General features: G+C 59.1%; 18 protein-coding genes. 8 read left to right on the top strand and 10 right to left on the bottom strand.

Going from position 1 to position 20270, the window contains the following annotated elements:
- The first annotated feature begins 25 nt into the window (after nucleotides 1-25).
- Together QP922_RS10945 and QP922_RS10940 are read left to right on the top strand one after the other, a co-directional pair.
- On the top strand, nucleotides 26-844 hold the full coding sequence (locus QP922_RS10945) for a PhzF family phenazine biosynthesis protein (RefSeq protein ID WP_284809479.1): 819 nt from the start codon (nucleotides 26-28) through the stop codon (nucleotides 842-844).
- A gap of 1 nt (nucleotide 845) precedes the next feature.
- Complete coding sequence (locus QP922_RS10940; RefSeq protein WP_284809478.1) at nucleotides 846-2234, top strand: protein adenylyltransferase SelO family protein; 1389 nt, start codon at nucleotides 846-848, stop codon at nucleotides 2232-2234.
- 247 nt (nucleotides 2235-2481) lie between these two features.
- Here the strand turns inward: QP922_RS10940 and mqo are convergent, their stop codons facing one another.
- Nucleotides 2482-3984, bottom strand: coding sequence for a malate dehydrogenase (quinone) (gene mqo / locus QP922_RS10935; protein ID WP_284809476.1), 1503 nt, complete (start codon nucleotides 3982-3984; stop codon nucleotides 2482-2484).
- A 299-nt stretch (nucleotides 3985-4283) separates the two neighbouring features.
- On the opposite strand from mqo, the gene QP922_RS10930 reads away from it, so the two are divergent.
- The 4 genes from QP922_RS10930 to QP922_RS10915 all read left to right on the top strand — a co-directional run bounded on the left by QP922_RS10930 (nucleotide 4284) and on the right by QP922_RS10915 (nucleotide 7879).
- Nucleotides 4284-5288 carry an alpha/beta hydrolase gene (locus tag QP922_RS10930; RefSeq protein ID WP_070672316.1) on the top strand — a complete coding sequence of 335 codons (1005 nt, stop codon included), beginning with the start codon at nucleotides 4284-4286 and terminating at the stop codon, nucleotides 5286-5288.
- A gap of 24 nt (nucleotides 5289-5312) precedes the next feature.
- A complete protein-coding gene (gene mtr, locus QP922_RS10925) occupies nucleotides 5313-6683 on the top strand; it encodes a mycothione reductase (RefSeq protein WP_070672233.1) in 1371 nt (456 codons plus the stop codon).
- Nucleotides 6684-7020: 337 nt separating this feature from the next.
- A complete protein-coding gene (locus QP922_RS10920; RefSeq protein WP_070672235.1) occupies nucleotides 7021-7437 on the top strand; it encodes a hypothetical protein in 417 nt (138 codons plus the stop codon).
- Between the two features lie 37 nt (nucleotides 7438-7474).
- Nucleotides 7475-7879: a hypothetical protein gene (locus QP922_RS10915; RefSeq protein ID WP_070672237.1), complete on the top strand. Its 405-nt coding sequence runs from the start codon at nucleotides 7475-7477 to the stop codon at nucleotides 7877-7879.
- 173 nt (nucleotides 7880-8052) lie between these two features.
- Here the strand turns inward: QP922_RS10915 and map are convergent, their stop codons facing one another.
- The 5 genes from map to dxr are packed head-to-tail and all read right to left on the bottom strand — an operon-like array spanning nucleotide 8053 to nucleotide 14488.
- On the bottom strand, nucleotides 8053-8925 hold the full coding sequence (gene map, locus QP922_RS10910) for a type I methionyl aminopeptidase (RefSeq protein WP_042531345.1): 873 nt from the start codon (nucleotides 8923-8925) through the stop codon (nucleotides 8053-8055).
- A gap of 32 nt (nucleotides 8926-8957) precedes the next feature.
- Nucleotides 8958-10820 (bottom strand): penicillin-binding transpeptidase domain-containing protein, encoded by a 1863-nt coding sequence (locus tag QP922_RS10905; protein WP_284809470.1) that lies wholly within the window; start codon nucleotides 10818-10820, stop codon nucleotides 8958-8960.
- 59 nt (nucleotides 10821-10879) lie between these two features.
- On the bottom strand, nucleotides 10880-12043 hold the full coding sequence (gene ispG / locus QP922_RS10900; protein ID WP_115022667.1) for a flavodoxin-dependent (E)-4-hydroxy-3-methylbut-2-enyl-diphosphate synthase: 1164 nt from the start codon (nucleotides 12041-12043) through the stop codon (nucleotides 10880-10882).
- Between the two features lie 54 nt (nucleotides 12044-12097).
- Nucleotides 12098-13306 carry a M50 family metallopeptidase gene (locus QP922_RS10895; RefSeq protein ID WP_284809468.1) on the bottom strand — a complete coding sequence of 403 codons (1209 nt, stop codon included), beginning with the start codon at nucleotides 13304-13306 and terminating at the stop codon, nucleotides 12098-12100.
- 15 nt (nucleotides 13307-13321) lie between these two features.
- Entirely contained in the window at nucleotides 13322-14488 is a 1167-nt protein-coding gene (gene dxr, locus QP922_RS10890; RefSeq protein WP_284809467.1) for a 1-deoxy-D-xylulose-5-phosphate reductoisomerase, read from the bottom strand.
- A gap of 158 nt (nucleotides 14489-14646) precedes the next feature.
- Between dxr and QP922_RS10885 the strand changes: the two genes are divergently transcribed.
- Nucleotides 14647-15123 carry a DUF2631 domain-containing protein gene (locus QP922_RS10885; RefSeq protein WP_284809466.1) on the top strand — a complete coding sequence of 159 codons (477 nt, stop codon included), beginning with the start codon at nucleotides 14647-14649 and terminating at the stop codon, nucleotides 15121-15123.
- Between the two features lie 94 nt (nucleotides 15124-15217).
- Here the strand turns inward: QP922_RS10885 and QP922_RS10880 are convergent, their stop codons facing one another.
- The 3 genes from QP922_RS10880 to rlmN form a co-directional block, all read right to left on the bottom strand.
- The gene (locus tag QP922_RS10880) at nucleotides 15218-16804 is read right to left on the bottom strand and encodes an ABC transporter permease (RefSeq protein ID WP_284809464.1); all 1587 of its coding nucleotides are present in this window, start codon (nucleotides 16802-16804) and stop codon (nucleotides 15218-15220) included.
- Nucleotides 16804-17634 carry an ABC transporter ATP-binding protein gene (locus QP922_RS10875; RefSeq protein WP_284809463.1) on the bottom strand — a complete coding sequence of 277 codons (831 nt, stop codon included), beginning with the start codon at nucleotides 17632-17634 and terminating at the stop codon, nucleotides 16804-16806. Before QP922_RS10875 ends, QP922_RS10880 begins: the two co-directional genes overlap by 1 nt.
- Nucleotides 17635-17721: 87 nt before the next feature.
- Nucleotides 17722-18828, bottom strand: coding sequence for a dual-specificity RNA methyltransferase RlmN (gene rlmN, locus QP922_RS10870; protein ID WP_070672319.1), 1107 nt, complete (start codon nucleotides 18826-18828; stop codon nucleotides 17722-17724).
- A 94-nt stretch (nucleotides 18829-18922) separates the two neighbouring features.
- Here rlmN and QP922_RS10865 point away from each other — a divergent pair, with 94 nt between their 5' ends.
- Entirely contained in the window at nucleotides 18923-19390 is a 468-nt protein-coding gene (locus tag QP922_RS10865) for a LapA family protein (RefSeq protein ID WP_070672251.1), read from the top strand.
- 15 nt (nucleotides 19391-19405) lie between these two features.
- Here QP922_RS10865 and QP922_RS10860 read toward each other — a convergent pair whose 3' ends face one another.
- Nucleotides 19406-20260: a phosphatidate cytidylyltransferase gene (locus tag QP922_RS10860; protein ID WP_210388181.1), complete on the bottom strand. Its 855-nt coding sequence runs from the start codon at nucleotides 20258-20260 to the stop codon at nucleotides 19406-19408.
- Nucleotides 20261-20270: the final 10 nt, after the last annotated feature.

Raw genomic sequence — 20270 nt, 5'->3', positions numbered from 1 at the left:
ATCCATGCGACTAGACTGAGAGCCTATGCAGCACCGATTCTTCGAAGTAGATGTCTTTGCCACCGGTCCATTCAGCGGTAACCCGTTGGCCGTCGTTGCCGATGCTGATGGCCTCAGTACCGAAGAGATGCAGCGCATCGCGCACTGGACCAACTTCTCAGAAACCACCTTTCTGTGCTCGCCCACCGATCCGGCTGCCGATTACCTTGTCAGGATCTTCACTCCCTATGAGGAATTCCCTTTTGCTGGCCACCCCACGCTGGGTAGCGCACGCGTCGCGGCGGAGCTCTCCGGCAAGAGTGGAACTTTGGTACAGGAATGCGGAGTGGGCCTGGTGACTGTTCGCCAGGAGGAAGGCCGCTTTGCCTTCGCTACCCCACCTCTCGTGCGCGAGGGAACGTTGTCAGAAGTGGAGCTAGCTGAAGCAGTGTCGGCCCTGGGTATCTCCCCAGACGAGGTGGTTGATTCTGGATGGGTCGACAACGGCCCTGGTTGGCGCCTTGTCCAACTCGGCTCCGCTGATGCCGTGCGCGCTCTTAACCCCACGCCGACCCCAGGCGTCAAGGTTGGTGTCGTGGGGCTTAGCTCCAGCACTGATAAGGCCGAGGGCCCAGCCTATGAGGTCCGCGCCATCAATGCACAATTCGAAGACCCCGTCACCGGTTCCTTCAACGGCGGTGCAGCGCAGTTCTTGCGCGCGAAGGACGCCGTTCCCGCGCAGTACACGGCGGCCCAAGGAAGCAAGGTCGGCCGCGATGGCCGCGTCTTCATCGAGGATGACGGCACAAATATCTGGGTCGGTGGCGAAGCCCACGTGCGGGTGCGCGGAACACTGGAGTCCTAGAATGCCTGACTCGATTCTCCCTTTTGAGCTCCATCATGACTTCGCCGCTCACCTGCCCAGCATGGTTGCCGCTGCCCGCGGCGAAGAACAGCCGGCAGCACGACTCATAGCCCTCAATGAGGAGCTCGCCGTCGAGCTGGGTCTCGACCCCGACTGGCTGCGTAGCGAACAGGGCCTCGAGTTCCTTCTTGGGCACGGTCCCGACACTCCCCATGCCATGGCCTATGCTGGCTTCCAGTTTGGCCAGTACAACCCTTCCATGGGTGATGGCCGCGCGCTTCTTCTCGGTGAAATCAGCGGGCCCACCGCCCCGCAGAACCCAACCGGCCTCTGGGACCTCCATGCCAAAGGAACCGGCGTTACCCCTTATTCGCGCTACGGTTCCGACGGCCGCGGCACCCTGCGCTCCATGTTGCGCGAGTACCTTTTCTCTGAAGCTATGCATGCGCTCGGTGTGCAAACGACGCGGTCATTAGCTGTCATTGCCACTGGGCGGCCCATCCAGCGCCAGACTGTTGAGGAAGCCGGCGTACTCGTGCGTGTCGCATCAAGCCACATTCGCGTCGGCTCCTTCCACTTCGCTGCCCACTCACAGCAGCCAGGATTGCTGAAAAAGCTCGCGGATTACACAATTGAACGCCACTACCTCGGTGTGGATTATCGTGAACTCTTCACTCGCGTCATGGATGCGCAAGCAGCCACCGTGGCTAGTTGGATGCAGTTAGGCTTCATCCACGGTGTCATGAATACCGATAACACCACGCTATCTGGTGAAACTATCGACTATGGCCCCTGCGCCTTCATCGAAAACTATGACCTTAACGAGTGTTTTAGTTCCATTGATACGCAGGGCCGCTATCGTTTCGGCCGCCAGCCGGACATGGTGGGATGGAATTTGGCGCGTCTGGCGGAGTCACTGCTGCCGCTTGTCGACGCCTCCCCAGACACCGCCCTCACCTGGGCGCAGGAGGCTATCAACTCCTTTGGAGAGCGCTATGAACAGGCACGCTTTAAGGAGGTGTCACAACGGTTGCAGCTGCCGGAAGAGCTTTACGCCGACTACACCGCTGCACTCACAACCGCTGGCCCAGATCTCACGCGTGCTCACCGCGCACTCGTGACGGCCGCCGCTGGAGACCGCACAGAAGCATACGGACTCTTTGGGGACGAGGAGTTCGTCGATCGTTACTGCGCTAGCGCCCCCGATGTCTCAACGCTCGAAAGCCGCGTTCCACGCGTGATTCCCCGCCCGCGATTCGTGGAAGAAGCACTCGCTGACCGGGCCGAGCTTGCTCGCTTCTACCACGCCGCAACCCATCCCTACAACGCAGCACCTGAGTATGAAAAGCCTGGCGGAACCGAGGGCTACCTGACTTTCTGCGGCACATAGAAAAGCACCGACGCCCCGAGGTCTCCGCAGGAAAGGGAACGGAGTCTCGGGGCGCCGGTGCGTCTCTATCTCTCACTGCCACGCTCCCAGTCGGTTTCTCAGGCCGACTGCCCCGCGTGGCTGGGGTTCTCTCTATCTCTCGCATGCGCTCTCTCAAACGCACAACATAAGTATGGAGCTTGAGCCTTGAGGAAGCGTTCCATCGCACTGAACGCTTCCTGCGAGTTACTGAGAGTTGGCTGGATACCTACTTCTGCTCAAGCTGCAGAGTCTTCTGGGTGTACTCCCACATCTCGTTGTAGAGCTTCTTATCCTTGGAGAGCTTGATGCCATAGGACGGGATCATTTCTTGAATCTTGTCGCCCCACTGGATCATGTGCTCACCGAAGCAACGCTCGAGCAGTTCCACCATCACGGCCGGCGTAATCGAGGCACCCGGGGATGCGCCGAGCAAACCAGCGATATTGCCCTCCGGGTTGTTGATGAGGGTGGTGCCGAACTCGAGGGAGCCGAACTGCGGTGCACCGGCAGGCTTAATAACCTGAACGCGCTGACCGGCGATGACGGTCTCCCAATCGTTCGGATCGGCATTCGGGACATATTCCTTGAGGGTCTCGACGCGCTTGTCGAAATCCTTAAGGACCTCAGAGATGAGGTACTTCGTCAAACCGAACTCTTGGGCGGCAACACCGAGGTAGGAGGTCAGGTTGTCCGGACGGATGGACTTGAACAGGTCCAGGTAGGAGCCCTTCTTGAGGAACTTCGGGGACCAGCCGCCATACGGGCCGAACAGCAGGCCCTTTTCGCCGTCGATAACACGGGTGTCCAAGTGCGGCACAGACATCGGCGGAGCACCAACAGCAGCCTTGCCGTAAACCTTAGCGTTGTGCTGCTCCACCAACTCCGGGTTCTTGGAACGCAGCCACAGGCCAGACACTGGGAAACCAGCGAAGCCGGAGACCTCACGAACACCGGCCTTGCGCAGCAGATCCAATGCGTAACCACCAGCGCCTACGAAGACGAACTTGGCGTGGACGGCCTCGTAGTCACCGGTGTGCAGGTTCTTGGCGGTCACGCGCCACTTCGAGCCATCACGCTTAATGTCCACAACTTCGTGACCGTAGCGGATCTCAGTGCCAGCGGCCTTCGCTGCGGTGAAGAATTGCTTGGCCAGTGCGCCAAAGTTGACGTCGGTACCAGCATCAGTCCACGAAATAGCCACCTTTTGGGCATTGAAGTCACGGCCCTCAGACATGAGCGGCAGCATCTCCTGGAAGGTGGCATCATCATCACTGAACTGCATGTTCGGGAACATGTGGTTGTCCTTGAGCGCATCGAAGCGGCGCTTGAGGTAATCCACCTGAATGGAGCCCTGCGCGAAGGACACATGCGGAACCTGGTTGATGAACGCACGCGGGTCCGTAAGGATGCCGTTATTGAGCTGGTGGGACCAGAACTGGCGAGAAATCTGGAACTTCTCGTTAATGTTCATAGCCTTGGAAACGTCAATGCGGCCGTTCTTCTCCGGGGTGTAGTTCAACTCGCACAGTGCAGAGTGACCGGTACCAGCATTGTTCCACGGGGAGGAAGACTCAAGCGCAGGACCATCGAGGCGCTCAAAAATCATCTGGGTCCAGCTCGGCTCAAGTTCACGGAGCATGGCACCAAGGGTGGCGCTCATAATACCCGCACCGATGAGGGCAACCTCAACCTCGTCTACTACTTGTGCTGTCTTCTTGTCGGAGGACACTGTGCTTATTACCTCTTTGAGTTGATGTATTCGATGTGGTCAAGTGCCCTGTGCAGGAACTACACAGGGCGGGGTGAGAAAGCGCTCGACGATGCTAGAAACCAAGCTGGCACGCAGGTCCACACGTGGTAGACCCGTCAAGCATTACCTTCACCTTACGCCCCTTATGATGAAATAGGCATTCCATAAGGAAGAAATGCCCGATCCGCTGCGAGTTACCCCTTTTGTGGTGCAAGCCATAAGCCTTCGCGGACACAGCCCACAGCACCAGGTTAGTTTCACACCCTATTATGTGGGCCATGACTATTAATAATTGCGCATGGACCGACGACATTCTCGGCCCGGAATTCCAATCCACCCCACTTGAGCTTGGCGCCGACCCCGATGGTGAGGGGGACGTGCGCGCCACGCTGGTGCGCTACTGCCCCGGCGGCGAGGAATCTGCCGCTCACGATGATCGCCCCGCCATCGTGTGGGTTCACGGCATGACGGATTACTTCTTCCATACCCACGTCGCGGAATACTTCTACGAGCTGGGTTATGCCTTTTATGCTGTGGATCTGCGCAAGTGCGGCCGCTCCCGGCAGGAGGGCCAAACCTGGCACTACATTAGTGACCTCCGGTATTACGATGCCGACCTGAACGCGGCGCTCGATGCCCTCCCCAACCCCTCCGTGGTCATCCTGGGCCACTCGACTGCAGGCACGATTGTCGCCTTGTGGCTCGACCGACTGCGCCGTACTGACTCCGCGCGGTTCGCACGTATTGCGGGCGTTATTCTCAATAGCCCTTGGTTGGCCATGATGGGAATTTCGGATACTGCCTACGAAGCTGCCAAGCACGTGGTTTACGCCGGCGCGAAAATTGCTCCGCGATTCGCCATTCCCGGCGACGACCTCACTGCGTATGGCGAATCGGTACATGCGAGCCACCATGGCGACTGGGACTATGACCTGACGCTGAAGCCCCTAGGCGGGCACGAGAAATACCTCGGCTGGCTGGCAGCCGTCTTCCGTGGCTTCGACGCTATTCACTCAGGCCACGTCAACATTGGCGTGCCGCTGCTGACGATGACCTCTCATAGGTCGGAGTTGGGCAAGGAGTATTCGGAATCGTCGAATACGGCAGACACGGTCGTCGACAAGCGCCAGAGCCAGCGCTGGGCCAAGGAACTGAGCCCCCATTACTCCCTCCACGTGGTCCGCAACGGCCGTCACGACCTCTTCCTCTCCCAGCCCGAGCCGCTTGACGACGCCCTCTCCGCCTCCGCCGAGTGGCTGCGCACCGTCGTGCCAGCTGAGTAGTGAGCGGTTGCCTAGAATGGCTCCATGACTTCCGCACAACACTTCGACCTCGTCATCATCGGTACCGGATCGGGAAATTCCATCCCTTCTCCAGAATTTGATGACAAGAGCATTGCCATCATCGAGAAGGGAACCTTCGGCGGCACCTGCCTCAATGTAGGCTGTATTCCCACCAAAATGTACGTGTACGCTGCCGACGTGGCTCTTGCCGCACGTGACAGCGAGCGCCTCGGGGTCAGCGCGCATGTGGACTCCGTGGATTGGGACGCTATTGTCTCCCGCGTCTTCCACAACCGCATCGACCAGATTGCCCAAGGCGGCGAGGCCTACCGTCGTGGCGAGGAGACCCCTAATATTACGGTCTTTGACCAACATGCCCGGTTTATTGGCCCGAAGACGCTGCGCTGCGGCGAGGACATTATTACTGGCGATCAGATTGTCATTGCTACCGGTTCGCGCCCAGTTCTCCCTGAGCCCTACGCCAGCGCCGATGTCCCCGTTCACACCAACGAGGACATTATGCGTTTGGAGAAGCAGCCGCAGAGCCTCATCGTTGTGGGCGGCGGATATATCGCCATGGAGTTTGCCCACGTCTTCGATGGCTTGGGCACCAAGGTCACCGTGATCAACCGTTCTGAAAAGCTCCTGCGCTTCCTAGATGAGGATCTGAGCACGCGGTTCAATGACATCGCCCGTAAGCGTTTCGACGTCCACATCGGCACCGGCACCGCTCTCGAATCTACAGAGAACGGCGTGCAACTTACGCTTGATAACGGCACCGTTCTAGAGGCAGAGGCCATTCTCGTCGCCACCGGTCGAAAGCCCAATGGTGACCAGATGGATCTGTCTACCAGCGGTATCGATATGCATGAGGATGGGCGCATTAAGGTCGATGACTTCGGCCGCACCACGTGCGACGGCGTGTGGGCACTAGGTGATGTTTCCTCGCCCTACATGCTCAAGCACGTCGCTAATGCTGAACAGCGCGCAGTGCAGCACAACCTCCTTCACCCAGAGGACCTGCACTCCATGCCGCACGAGCACGTTCCCTCCGCCATCTTTACCCATCCGCAGATAGCCACGGTCGGCCTTACTGAGGCCCAGGCACGCGACGAGGGCTTTGACATCGCCGTCAAGGTCCAAAATTTCGGGGATGTCGCTTATGGCTGGGCCATGGAGGACTCCACGGGAGTCTGCAAGCTCGTGGCTGACCGGGCGACCGGAAAGCTTCTTGGCGCGCACCTCATGGGCCCGCAGGCCTCTACGCTTATCCAGCAACTTATTACTGCAATGGCTTATGACATCGATCTGCGCAACTTTGCTCGCTCGCAGTATTGGATCCATCCGGCTCTACCAGAAGTCGTGGAAAATGCTGTTTTAGGTCTGGAATGGTAATTAGATTCACGGATGTGACGCATTTCACTTTTTATGCAGCGCCGCCCAGTACAATTGACTAAACCGCACCGTACGACACTCTTTACACGGACAACATCTCACAGCTCGCATCCAGCTGCCTACTTATTTCGGGGGTAGTTGCCCCGCGAAGGAGTAGGAATATCACAACTGGCGTGCATTTTGAGTGGCCGTTGGCTACGTTTTATACAGACACCGGAACGAGTCGATGCTCTCACCGGCTCAGTGTGTTTTGGGGATACCAAACTAATCCCTATCCCAGTGAATCGAGGCTCCTCCGCTTGGAGGCCTTGCACGTACGACATTAAGGACATTTGATATGCGTATCCGCAATGCAGCCCTCGCCGGCGCTACCGCTCTCGCAGTTGCCTTCGGCGGCACCACCGTTGCTACCGCAGCCACCTTCGACGGCTCCAACACCACCGAAGCTATCAACGACGCTGAGTCTGGTCAGCCTTACGACAAGCCGGAGGGCTCCCTGTCTTCCAAGGTTGGCGGCTGGTTCAACATCGACGAGGACGACAACATCGGCACCGAGGCTGACGGCCGTGCCATCTTTGGTTCCTCCAAGTCTGAGCACTGCGATGAGGGCGAAGCTGGTGAGTGCACCACCATCGGCGACCAGCCGACTTGGGCCAAGACCTTCTACGGCGTTGGCGTTGCCAGCGCCGTCGCTTCCATCGCCGGCCTCATCGGCGTGGTCTACAACTTCTTCGTCCACGGCCCGTCCTTCTAAGACGCCCCACTCACACTTTCCGAAAGGCTTAAACTTCATGCGTAACTTCCGCACCGCCGCTGTTGCTGCTGCAACCGCCGCTTCCGTTGCTTTCGCTGGCACCTCCGTTGCTTTCGCTGCTGACAACAACTCCGAGGAAACCTCCCTCTCCTCTGAGCTGTCCTCCGCAAACGAGAAGGTCAAGGAGGACGACAGCGACGCTACCCTGTCCTCCAAGTGGGGCGACGCTACCGGCGCTGACAAGAAGGTCGCCGGCGCCGACCTCCTCGGCGAGAACACCGCTGATGACACCACCAACCAGACCTGGGCTAAGGCTTGGCGCGAGGGCACCTACGCTGCTATCGGTACCGCTATTGCAGGCGCTCTCTTCGCTGCCTACAACTTCGCTGTGTACAACCACATCGTTCCGGCACACGTTCTGGATCCGTTCTTCCGCCGCTAATTCTTTAGCGCCGTAAAAAGCGCCCCACTCCATTCCGGAGCGGGGCGCTTTTGCTCTTCAAGGCCCAAAGTAAGGGCCCTAACTTACGCAGATCTTGCACCCGCCGCCAAGATCTGGCGGATCAGCGTCAGTTAGGGCCCTTGGGCTACTTAGTTGGTGTGGTGTGCGACCAACTAGTCAAGCTCACCCGGCAAGGTGAGGATTTCATTGCCGTCCTCAGTGATGACGATGGTGTGCTCAAACTGTGCCGTGAACTTGCCATCAGTGTTCTGCACGGTCCAACCGTTGTCCCAGATTTCATAGTCGAGGGAGCCAAGGTTAATCATCGGCTCAATCGTCAGGGTCATGCCCGGCTCCAGGACGTCGCGGTAGGTCATAGAGTCGTAGTGCAGGACGACGAGTCCATTGTGGAAGGTTGGGCCCACACCGTGGCCAGTAAAGTCCGTCACCACGTTGTACCCAAAGCGCTTGGCGTAGGACTCGATAACGCGGCCAATGACGTTAATCTCACGGCCTGCCTTCGCCACCTTGATGCCGCGCATCATTGCTTCCTTGGTACGCTCCACCAGCAGCTTGTGCTCCTCAGAAACGTTGCCAGCCAAGAAAGTGGCGTTCGTATCACCATGGACGCCGTTCTTGAAAGCGGTGACGTCAATATTGACGATGTCACCGTCTTCAATCACCGTGGTATCCGGGATACCGTGGCACACAATCTCGTTGAGGGACACACAGCACGACTTCGGGAAACCCAAGTAGCCCAGTGTGGAGGGGTAAGCACCGTGGTCACACATGTACTCGTGGGCCACGCGGTCCACCTCATCCGTGGTAACACCAGGTGCTACGGCCTTACCGGCTTCTTGGAGGGCGTTGGCAGCAATGCGGGATGCCTCACGCATGGCTTCGATGACCTCCGGGGTCTGGATGAAGGGCTCGCCTTGAGCCTCCTGCACCGTGTCCTTCCACACGTACTCAGGACGCTCGATGTCCTTCGGAACTGTGCGGATGGGAGTGTCTTTTTCTTGCTTCAGCTTCGCGCGCGTAGTCATGACTACCCATGGTAGCCCTCTGTCCTCAAGGCTCACAAAGGCGGCTGCTGTTCCTCGGCCACGGGTAAGTCGCCGTGGCCTTCAGCGCGATACTCATCAAGGCGCTGGAGGAAATTATCCGTGATATTGACCGAAATAGTTGAGCCACCGCCCAGCACAACCAGCGTGGCGAACGCGATGTCATCGTCACGGTATCCGGTGAACCACGCATGTGATCCTTCGTTGATTTCCGCCTCACCGGTCTTGCCATAGATAGTGCCCCCGGCTTGCATACCTGCAGCTGTACCGCCGACGACCACTTGGCGCATCATGTCGCGCACCTGATTAATCGTTTCTGGACTGGGCGGTTCGACTTGTTCAGAGGTTTTTGTCTTGTGGGACTCGATGAAGGTAGGCGTAGGCGTCTTGCCGGCCGCGACAGTAGAGGACACAAGCGCCATGCCAAAAGGAGAGGCAAGGTCAAGGCCCTGACCGTAACCGGCCTCAGTACGGTCCAGAGGCGTCTCCCCTTCTGGAATGGAACCCGTCACCGTCGACAAGCCAGGAATCTCGTAGTCGATGCCCAAACCAAATTGCTTGCTAATCCTCTGCAGTTCACCTTTGTCCATGTTCGTTGAAATCTCAGCAAATGTGGTGTTGCAGGATTGAGCAAAAGCTTCGCGCAGCGTTACAGAACCCAGCGAGAACCCGTTGTAGTTCGTCACGATGCGCCCGTACAGGTCCTTGGTTCCGGGACACGACACGATGGAATCGGGGTTGAGCCCGTGCTTGTCGACGCTCCCCGCGGCCGTAACAATCTTAAACCCCGAGCCCGGAGGGTACTGGCCCTGCAGGGCAATATCACCCTTCTTATCGGCTTCAGGAGTCTGGGCTACCGCGAGAATCTCGCCAGTCGATGGCCGCATGGCAACAATCATCGCTTCATACTCTGAGCGCAGATTAACTGCTTCTTGGGCCGCGCGCTGCACGTCGTAGTCCAGCGATACCTTAATGGACGGAGCGGCCTCAGGCTCGTGATATTCGACATCGGACAGCGCAGCACCATGTTCGTTCACCACGGACACAGACCATCCGTTAGTGCCGTTAACCTCTTCGGAGACCATGGAGCGAACACGGGCGAGAATATCTGGTGCGAGGCCAGTATCGCGGGTGATGAGTGCCGGTTCTTCGTTGAAACGAATGCCCTTCTGATTCTCCAACGCTGGGCGCACACGGCCTACCTGGGCATCAGTAAGCATGGCGACGGAGTAGGAGCCGTCGGCCTCTTCCATCTGCTTGGCAAGTTCGCCCGCGTCGACTTCGGGAATCGAGTCATCATCGCGGTGGGCTTGGCTCAACGCACTCGAAATCTTAGCCGCAACTGGGCGTACATCACCTGCCGTATCAGTATCGACGACCAACCGGTACTGCAGCCCCGGGGACATAAGCTCCACGCCATCAGAAGACACGACACCAGCCCGCTTCGGAGCAATAGAACGCAGCTCAAGGTGCTGGTGCGCACCCAAATCAGGATGCACAATGCTGGGCTGCCAGCGCACCGTCCATTCCTTGTCCTTGCGGGTCAAGGGCATGGACGTGTCATAGCGCAAGGTACGGTCACGCGGCAGGGTCCATGTCACGGAATAATGAGCGGTGGCGCGGGCATCCTCTTGTTCGACGCCAGTCAGCTCCACGTCGAGTCCCTCGGCTTGAAGGCCAGCAAAGGTGGCGTCGAGGGTTGAGGTGGCGGTCGAGGGATCGTCGATAAGCGCGGCGAGTTCCTCGTTGTTGCGGGTCTCCATGTCCTCGAGGAACTGCTCGGCCACAGGTTCCGCCGAGACCGGCTTCGGAGTGCAGGCAACCACCGAGGACGCCGCGATACTTACTGCGCCCAGCAGCGCCACCAACCTCTTCATGTTTGGGCAGTGTAGCAGGTGGAGGCGACACGACGGCCGCCCCACACCGCGAAAGGTGCTTACTGAGTGACGCGAACCTCAGCCTTGGCGCCCTCGACGGCTTCAAGGCCCTGCTCCTCTGCGAGGCGCATCGCTTCTTCAATGAGGGTTTCCACGATCTTGGACTCGGGCACGGTCTTGATGACCTCGCCCTTGACGAAGATCTGGCCCTTACCATTACCGGAGGCCACACCAAGATCGGCGTCGCGTGCCTCACCCGGCCCGTTCACCACGCAGCCCATGACGGCCACGCGCAGCGGGAACTCCATACCGTCAAGGCCCTCAGTCACCTCGTTGGCCAGCTTGTACACGTCTACCTGGGCACGGCCACACGACGGGCAGGAAACAATCTCCAGTTTGCGGGGGCGCAGGTTCAGCGACTGCAGAATCTGATCGCCGACCTTAATCTCCTCGACCGGGTCAGCGGACAGGGATACGCGGATAGTGTCACCGATGCCTTCCGCCAACAAAGCGCCGAAGGCAACAGAGGACTTGATGGTGCCCTGGAAGGCCGGGCCCGCCTCAGTGACACCGAGGTGCAGCGGATAGTCGCACTGAGCGGCCAGCTGGCGGTAAGCCTCCACCATGATGACAGGGTCATTGTGCTTAACGGAGATAGCGATGTCACCGTAGCCGTGCTCCTCAAAGAGGCTAGCTTCCCACAGAGCGGACTCGACAAGTGCCTCCGGGGTGGCCTTACCGTATTTGTCCATGATGCGCTTATCCAGCGAACCGGCATTCACGCCGATGCGAATCGGGATTCCTGCGTCACCGGCAGCTTTGGCTACTTCCTTGACGCGGCCATCAAATTCCTTGATGTTGCCCGGGTTGACGCGAACCGCTGCACATCCGGCGTCGATCGCAGCGAAGATGTACTTGGGTTGGAAGTGGATATCTGCAATAACTGGGATGGGAGACTTCTTCGCAATCGCTGGCAAGGCCTCAGCATCTACAGTCTTCGGGCAGGCAACACGAACAATGTCACAGCCGCTGGCGGTAAGTTGCGCGATCTGCTGCAGGGTGGCGTTGACGTCGTGCGTCTTCGTCGTCGTCATCGACTGCACCGAGATGGGGTGCTCTGAGCCCACGCCTACCTGGCCGACCATCAGCTGGCGCGTCTTACGGCGCGGCGCCAAGGTGGGAGGTGGGCCGTCAGGGATTCCAAGACCGATGGGGGTCGACATGTGCGCTCCTTGGATAATCGAGGTTTAACGCCCCCACTCTAGCACCGTGTGTGCTTAGCCAAAGAGGCGTACCGGGTTCACCACATCCGCGACGATGATGAGCGCACCCACCGCCATCAGAAGGAACGCAAGCACGTAAGTAATCGGCATGAGTCTGGTGTAGTCCGCCGGACCCTTCGGCTCCTTTCCCATGAGGCGGCGAATCCCGTCACGCAGCTTTTCGTACAGGATGACGGCGATGTGTCCACCGTCGAAGGGCGGAAGCGGGATGAGGTTGAACAAGGCAAGGAAGAAGTTCAGTGATGCCAGCATCATGAAGAAGGAGGACCACAGGCTTCGCTCCACGAGCTCGCCACCCACCCGCGAAGCACCGACGACAGACATCGGACCATTAACATCGCGTTCCTGTCCAAAGATGGAGGCGACCACGCCTGGGATTTTGGCTGGAAATTGTGCGATCCCTTGCACCGTGGCATCGAGCACGAAGCCGGTGTAGCGCGCCGTTGCCGGGAAGGCTTCTACAAAGGAGTAGGTCTCCACGATGTCAATGAGTTGGTTGGTCATGCCAATAGCTCCGACGCTAACGAGCTCACCTTCCGCGTTGAGGCGAGTTACCGTGTCGAGGGCGATGTCAAAGGAACGTGGAGAACCATCACGCTCCACTTCAAGTGTCACGGTCTCACCTGGATGCTGCAAAACGGTATCGCGCAGCTGCGCAAAGGAGTCCACAGCCTCGCCATTGAGGGCCAGCACGATATCGCCTGGTTCCACGCCCGCCTCCCCTGCTGGGCCCAAGCCTTGGCAGGGTTCGAGTTCACCATCGGCCTTTTGATCAGACGTACAGGATACTTCGCCCACGCGCGGGCGCACATCCGCATCCGGATTGGGCAAACCCGTAGTCATTGCGATGATGAGCAGGATAATAAAGCCTAAAAGCAAATTGACCGTGATGCCGCCAGCCAGCACGATGATGCGCTGCCACCACGGCTTCTTATACATGGCATGTGGTTCCTCTTCTTCAGTGAGGAACTCATCCTGGGCAGTCATACCCGCAATATCGCAGAACCCGCCCACGGGGAAAGCAGCAAGGCCATACTCGGTATGACCGCGGCTAAATGACGCCACTGTAGGGCCAAAGCCGATAAAGAAACGGCGCACACGCATACCGAAGGCGCGGGCAGTCAACATGTGTCCGGCCTCGTGTAGGGCGACTGTAATGCCGATTCCTAGAGCGAAAAGAATGATGCCCAGGACATTTGCCATAGGTGAAGGGGCTTTCTATCGAGCGAGCGAATCCACCAGCGCGTTCGCGCGGCGGCGGGCCTCGCCTTCCACGGCGAGGACGTCATCGACGGTAGAGGGTACACCAGCGAACTGCGTCGCTTCACCCAAGACGTGGCTAACAACGTCAACAATCTCCGGAAAGTGGATACGCCCCGCCAAAAAGGCAGCGGCTGCCTCCTCATTGGACGCGTTGTACACCGCGGCATGAGTACCGCCCGCGGCGGCCGCCTCGCGCGCTAACCGCACCGCAGGAAACGCGTCATCATCGAGGGGCTCAAAGCGCCAATCGTGAGCAGTCGAAAAGTCCAAGGCCGGTTGGGCACCCGGCACGCGGTGTGGCCAGTCCAGTGCCAAGGAGATAGGCAACTTCATCGACGGAGGGGAGCACTGCGCAATCGTGCAGCCATCCGTGAAGGTAGCCATGGAGTGCACAATGGATTGGGGGTGAACAGTGACCTCGATGCTCTCCGGTGGGACGTCGAAAAGCAGCGTCGCTTCAATCAGCTCAAGGCCCTTGTTGACCAGCGTGGCCGAGTTGAGCGTATTCATCTGCCCCATGGACCAGGTGGGGTGTTGGGCAGCTTGCTGCGGGGTAACCTCCCACATCTCTTCGCGCGTCCAGCCACGGAAGGGGCCACCCGAGGCGGTGAGTACGAGATGATCGAGCTCAGCGTCACTTCCTCCGCGCAGACACTGCGCCATGGCTGAGTGTTCAGAATCCACGGGCACGATCTGCCCCTCCGACGCCAACCTGGTAACAATTGATCCACCGGCTACGAGGGATTCCTTGTTGGCCAACGCCAGGACTTCCCCCATCTCCAAGGTCGCGATGGTGGAGGCCAAGCCCATTGACCCGACAAGGGCATTGAGCACCTTATCTGCCTCCACTGCGCGAACGAGCTGTTCGGCTGAATCGGGGCCGGAGAGCACAGTACCGCCGAGTGCTTCGGAGACCTCTCGTGCCGCCTCAGGCTTGGCGACGGCCACGTGGTCAAACGAAAGATTGAGGGCGCGAGCCTGCTCGATAACTAGCTGGGGGTTCGACCCGCCGGCAGCAATACCGACGACGGTGAATTTCTCCGGGTTATCTGCGATAACCTCCAGTGCCTGGGTGCCGATCGAGCCAGTAGATCCGAGGATAAGAATGCGTTGGGTACTCACTCTGTTAACCCTAGTCGGAGTCGCGCACACAGCGACGACAAGGTTGCGGGGGTGTTTAATCGCGGTTGGCGTCGGGATGCTTTAAACTACTACACAGAATAACTGGCATTTTCGTGCGCTCACGCAGGTGAGCTGCGTGTACAGACAAAGGAGAGCAAGTGTCTTCCCACAAGCCGGCATCGCAGGTTTTCGACGGCGTTTCCACCGATGACGTCCCGTCCGCAGGTTTCGGTTGGTCCCGCATCAGCCGCTCGGGCGTTCAGATCGCTGGCTGGACTTCCGTCCTGTTCCTGCTGGCCTACAACTTCGGCAACCACAAGGGCCACGTGGAGACCGTCTGGCTTATCGCCCTCGCTATCCTCATCGCCCTCGGTTTGGTGATTTACGCCCTGCAGCCGAAGCTCTCCCAGGTACGCACCCTGACTGCCCGTAACAAGCCGGTAGGCCACCAGGAGCCGGACTGGGCCTATGAGCAGAAGACCGTTCACAACGTCTACGCTGAGCTGACTGATGACGAGCTGCGTGCCCTCAACATTGAGCCGTCCCGCATCGCTCACCTGCGTGGTGCCACCACCGCAGGCGTCAACGCTAACCCGGTAACTGGCCGCCACGCTGCCAAGCCGGTGTCCAACTAAGGCTTTAGGCCTCTTCACCAGCTTTAAAGCTCCCCGCTCCACATGCAGTGGACGCGGGGAGCTTTGTTATTTGTGCTTGCAGGGAGTGTGCGGGCTAGCTGACGTAACGGTCAACCTTGGCGTAGATTTCGGGGACGTGTGCATCAGCGTAGTTCCCGGCCCTGCGCCAGACCACGGCATACACCACCGCTGGTAGCAGTAGCGATACCAGAGGTCCGATAACCAGCGGCCAACCATGGTCATAGGCCATCCAGGAGACGATGATGCCGGGCACCACCGGCATCCATGAGATGAGTAGACCAGCAAAGGCGGCGACAAAGGCAGCGCCCGAGTAACCAGATTTGTCGTTCCAGCGGCTGGCACCAGGCTCCGACAACGGATAAGGATTCAGCACAGTAAGTCCCATGCTGATGGCGCAGGTAGCAATGAACATTCCCACGCTCGCGCTAACAGCCAGGACTGCTACCTGAGTGTCCTCCGCAAAGATAATGACGATGAGCGCCAGCACGAGGTAGCCCACAAATGGTCCCGCCATGTGGGCTAGGTGCCGGGCATGCAGAATCACACGCGGGGCAACAGGAGCAACCATGCTGACCCAATTTGATGGTCCGTCAAAGCCGTAGTCATTGGATAGGACGGAGGACATCATGACCGCGCTAAAGCACAACATGAAGTAGGCCACGAAGTCATCACCGCGCCACAACTGATAGATGACGAGTACCGCAAACATGGGCATCATGAGCAGTATGCCCATCAGGCGCTTATCGCGGCGAATATAGCGCAGAGCGCGAGTGAATTCCATGGCGGCCGGGCTCGAGTAGGACCAGGAGCCGATCTCGAATGCGGTCACCCCCTCCCCTGTTACCTCCGCTGCATGAGTCTTCCCGGCATCAGGGTTGCGCATAGCCTGGGCCACCTGGCGCATCCACAGCCACATCACTGCTGCAGCGGTGAGAAGGGCGATGAGAAGTTGGGCTAGGGCGGTGACAAAGTGGCCGGCGGCAAGCGAAAGTGCCCATCCCACCGCGGCACCAAACGGCGTCCACGCGGCGATCGAACCCATGGCCCCCACCGAAGGTAAATTCTCCAGCACTGACTGCAACTGAAGGACGCCGAAAACAAGCAATCCCAAAATAATCATGACGGCAGCCTGCGCGCCGGACTTTTCGGAATTAGCAATGGCAGTGCCGAGGAACCCGACGCACTCCCCCAAGACGATGGTGGTCAGGCACGCCACAACCATCCCGAGAACAAAAGGCACCGCGTAGATACCGGCGCCCTGAAGTGAAAGAATGATAGCCCCGGCAACCGCGTAGACGGTGGAGAAAAGTACCGACAAGATAGCGCGTGTGGTGAGCATACTGGACCACAACAGGCCTGGATACACCTCTCGTGAAGTTAAGGGAAGTGCACCCAATGTCGAGGGTGAAAGCTGGTTCTCCCCCGCCGGCATGAAAATGGCGAGCATGACATAGATGAGCATGCCGCCGGCAACGCCCAGCGTGAGGGACTGAAAGCCGTGCCCAGGCTGTTCAATATCCGCCCACGCCATAAAAAGGAGGCTGACAAGGCCGCCGAAGCCGTACAAGGCCATGAGAAGTGCCGTCAAAATGGACGAGGCATTGGAAGCCACGCTACGCCGCCACAAGGTGCGGTGAAGGCGGAACAGTGTTGAGGTCATTACTCAGCACCTTCCGTGCCCAGCGCTCCCTCTGCCGAGGTTCGCAGCCAGCCAAACTTCGACGCATCCAAGTCACGCCCACCCACGGCTGAAATGAAGAGATCGGAGAGGCTTTGTCCCTGGCGAACATCGTCAACATGGCCAGAGGTGATCACCTGGCCGCCGTTGATGATGGCAACGTGATCGCAGAGGCCTTCGACAAGCTCCATGACGTGAGAAGACAAAATGACAGTGCCACCGCGCGAAGCATAAGCGCGCAGTAGCTGTTGAATGAGGCGTCCAGAAACTGGATCCACAGCCTCCAGTGGCTCATCGAGAATGAGCACCTCCGGGTTGTGGAGGACAGCACCGGCCAGCAAAATCTTCTTCGTCATGCCGGCGGAATAGTCCACGATGCGTTTGTTGGCGGCGTCGGTAAGCGAGAGGGCGTCGAGAAGCTCCTGCGCACGACGCAACGACTCCCCACGGTCTAGCCGCCGCAGCGCACCCAAGTAGTGGAGGTACTCAGCGCCGGTCAGCCGGTCAAAGACAGGAGCACCATCCATGAGCAACCCCATGGATTGCTTGGCCGGAATGGGATCGGCCCACACGTCGTGCCCTGCGATGAAGCTCTGCCCAGCATCGGGGCGCTGCAGACCACATGCCATGGTCAGCATCGTGGTCTTACCTGCACCGTTGGGCCCCACGACACCGAAAATGGAGCCACGTGGCACATCAAGATTGAGGTGGTTTACAGCAGTCTGGTTGCCAAAGGACTTGCATAGGTCACGCACGGCCAAGGCCTGGGTGCGCGGGTCCGGTACAAGCGCCTCGCGATAAGGATGAGTCATAACTGTTAACGGTATCAAGCCCCGCTAACACTGGAAGACCGCTTACGCCTGCCGGGAAATGATTGTTAGGAAACTGTAAGCGGTCTGCTAAGCAGTTTCGCGTTCATCAGCGGCGAGCTGGCCACAGGCCGCGGCAATCTCATCGCCCTTAGTGTCACGCACCGTGCACGGCACACCTTGAGCAATGACGCGGCGCACAAACTCGTCCTGGCGGGCCTTGGGTGCTGCATCCCATTCGGAGCCAGGCGTGGGGTTAAGCGGAATGACATTGACGTGAACCTTGGAACCGAGCGCTGCGTGCAGCTTCTGCCCCAGCATGTCTGCGCGGAAGTCTTGGTCATTCTTGTCACGAATAAGGGCGTACTCAATGGACACGCGGCGGCCGGACTTATCGGCGTAGTAGCGGGCAGCGTCGAGCACGTCATCGACCGGCCAGCGGTTGTTGACCGGCACGAGGGTATCGCGCAATTCATCATCCGGGGTATGCAGAGAAACTGCCAGAGTACAGGAGAGATCCTCATCCGCCAGCTTCCGAATAGCAGGAGCCAAGCCCACGGTGGAGACGGTGACGTTGCGCTGCGAAAGGCCGAAGCCAGTCAGGTCCTGGCCGGTAATCTGGCGGACTGCCTGGACCACGCGCTTATAGTTCGCCAGTGGCTCACCCATGCCCATGAACACGACGTTGCTCAGGCGGCCGCCTTCTGCCTCCATAAGCCGTGCGGCGTGACGGAACTGCTCCACAATCTCAGCCGTGGATAAGTTACGGTCAAGGCCGCCCTGGCCGGTGGCGCAAAACGGGCACGCCATGCCGCACCCAGCCTGGGAAGAAATACACAGCGTAGCGCGGCCTGGGTAGCGCATCAGTACGGACTCCAACAGCGTGCCATCGTGCAGGCGCCACAGGGACTTGGTGGTCTCGCCATCATCCGTGGAAGTCTGGCGGATAGGTGTCATGAGCTCCGGGAAGAGCTTTTCCTGGACAGCTCCGCGGGAAGCAGCCGGGATGTCCGTCATCTCGGAGACATCAGCGGTGTGGTGGACGTAGTAGTGCTTGGCCAGCTGCTTTGCTCGGAACTTGGGCAGGCCAAGTTCGGCGAGCGCTTCAATGCGCTCGTCCTCGGACAAGTCCGCGAAGTGCTTCGGGGGTAGCCCGCGCCGCGGAGCGGAGAAGTTCAATTTCAGTGGTTCAGCCATGGTGAGGCCCATTTTTCCACGTTTTTGGCCACATTATCCAATCGAATCTCCGCTGAAGTGGCGAAGGTGACATGTTGACCTATTTAATAGGTGTATGACGAATCCAGAAAATAGCTCTGACAACCTCCGCTCAACCTCCGGCCCCTTCGCTGAGGGCGAGCCCAGCACGAACTTCGACGCACAGCCTGACACCGCTGCCTATGAGACTCCCCCGGAAACCACGGGCGCTGTAGAGCCCGTCGGTACGACGACTGACAACACCACTTCGACAACCACCCCGGCACCAACCGCGGACAAGAACGACGGCAAGGTCAAGGGTTCTTTCGCCGCCAGCACCTGGATTGCCCTCATCGTGGGCTTCTTGCTGCTGATCGTGCTCATCATCTTCATTCTGCAGAACCAGCACGAAGTACCGCTGAATTTCCTCAACTGGTCTGTCGAATTCCCGGCCGGTGTAACCTACCTCATCTGCGCCATTGCCGGTGCACTCATCATGGCGCTCGTCGGTGGCTGGCGCATGTTTGAGCTACGCCGCCAGGTACGCAAGCAGGCTCGACGCTAGGCGTCCGAGCACACCCTAGGGGGTAAGGGTGGCCAGGAAGCTCATGGCCACCCAGGTCACCATTGCTGACGGCAGCATGCCGTCGAGTCGGTCCATCAGGCCGCCGTGGCCCGGCAACAAGTCCGACATATCCTTGATACCCAGCTCGCGCTTGAACTGTGATTCCACGAGGTCACCCAACGTGGCACAAAATACGAGTCCAAGGCCCATGAGCGCGCCAACCCACGGGGTATGGTGCAGCAAGAAAGCAAAGCACAGCGCGCCGGTGGCGGTGCCGAACACAACAGAGCCAGCAAAGCCCTCCCAGGACTTCTTCGGACTTACGGCAGGGGCCATGGGGTGCGAGCCGAACATAACACCTGCAATGAAGCCACCGGTATCTGACGCCACGACGCACAGCATGAAGACAACAATGGACGCCGCTCCGGATGCGAAAGGCGTCTCTACGCGGGAGAGCATCGCCGCGAACGTACCGAAAAGCGGAATCCACGTCAGAACGAAGATGCCCACAGACATATCGCGCAGATAGTTAATCGGCGGGCGATGTCGTCCATTATGGAAAAGACGCCCAAACATGAGGGCTAGCACGGCCACGACATAGACCGCTACGAGCCCCGGAGCATTCAGGAACCACGAGACCCACACCATCGCCTGCCCCAAGACGATGAGCAACGTGCGCGGCACATAATAGGAGTGCTCCCGCAGACGTGTCAGGACCTCCCACATGGCCACGCCAAGCGCTGCAGCAACCACCAAGTACCACACGAAGGGGCCAGCCCACACGGCGAAGACAACCAGTGCACCAAGTCCGACGCCTACGCCAATAGCAGCAGGCAGATCTCGTCCCGCGTTATTCTTCGGCTTGGGCATCCGGCGAGTG

The sequence above is a fragment of the Corynebacterium sp. MSK218 genome (genome assembly GCF_030232655.1).
Taxonomy (GTDB): Bacteria; Actinomycetota; Actinomycetes; order Mycobacteriales; family Mycobacteriaceae; genus Corynebacterium.
This window is presented reverse-complemented; position numbering and strand designations above follow the sequence as displayed.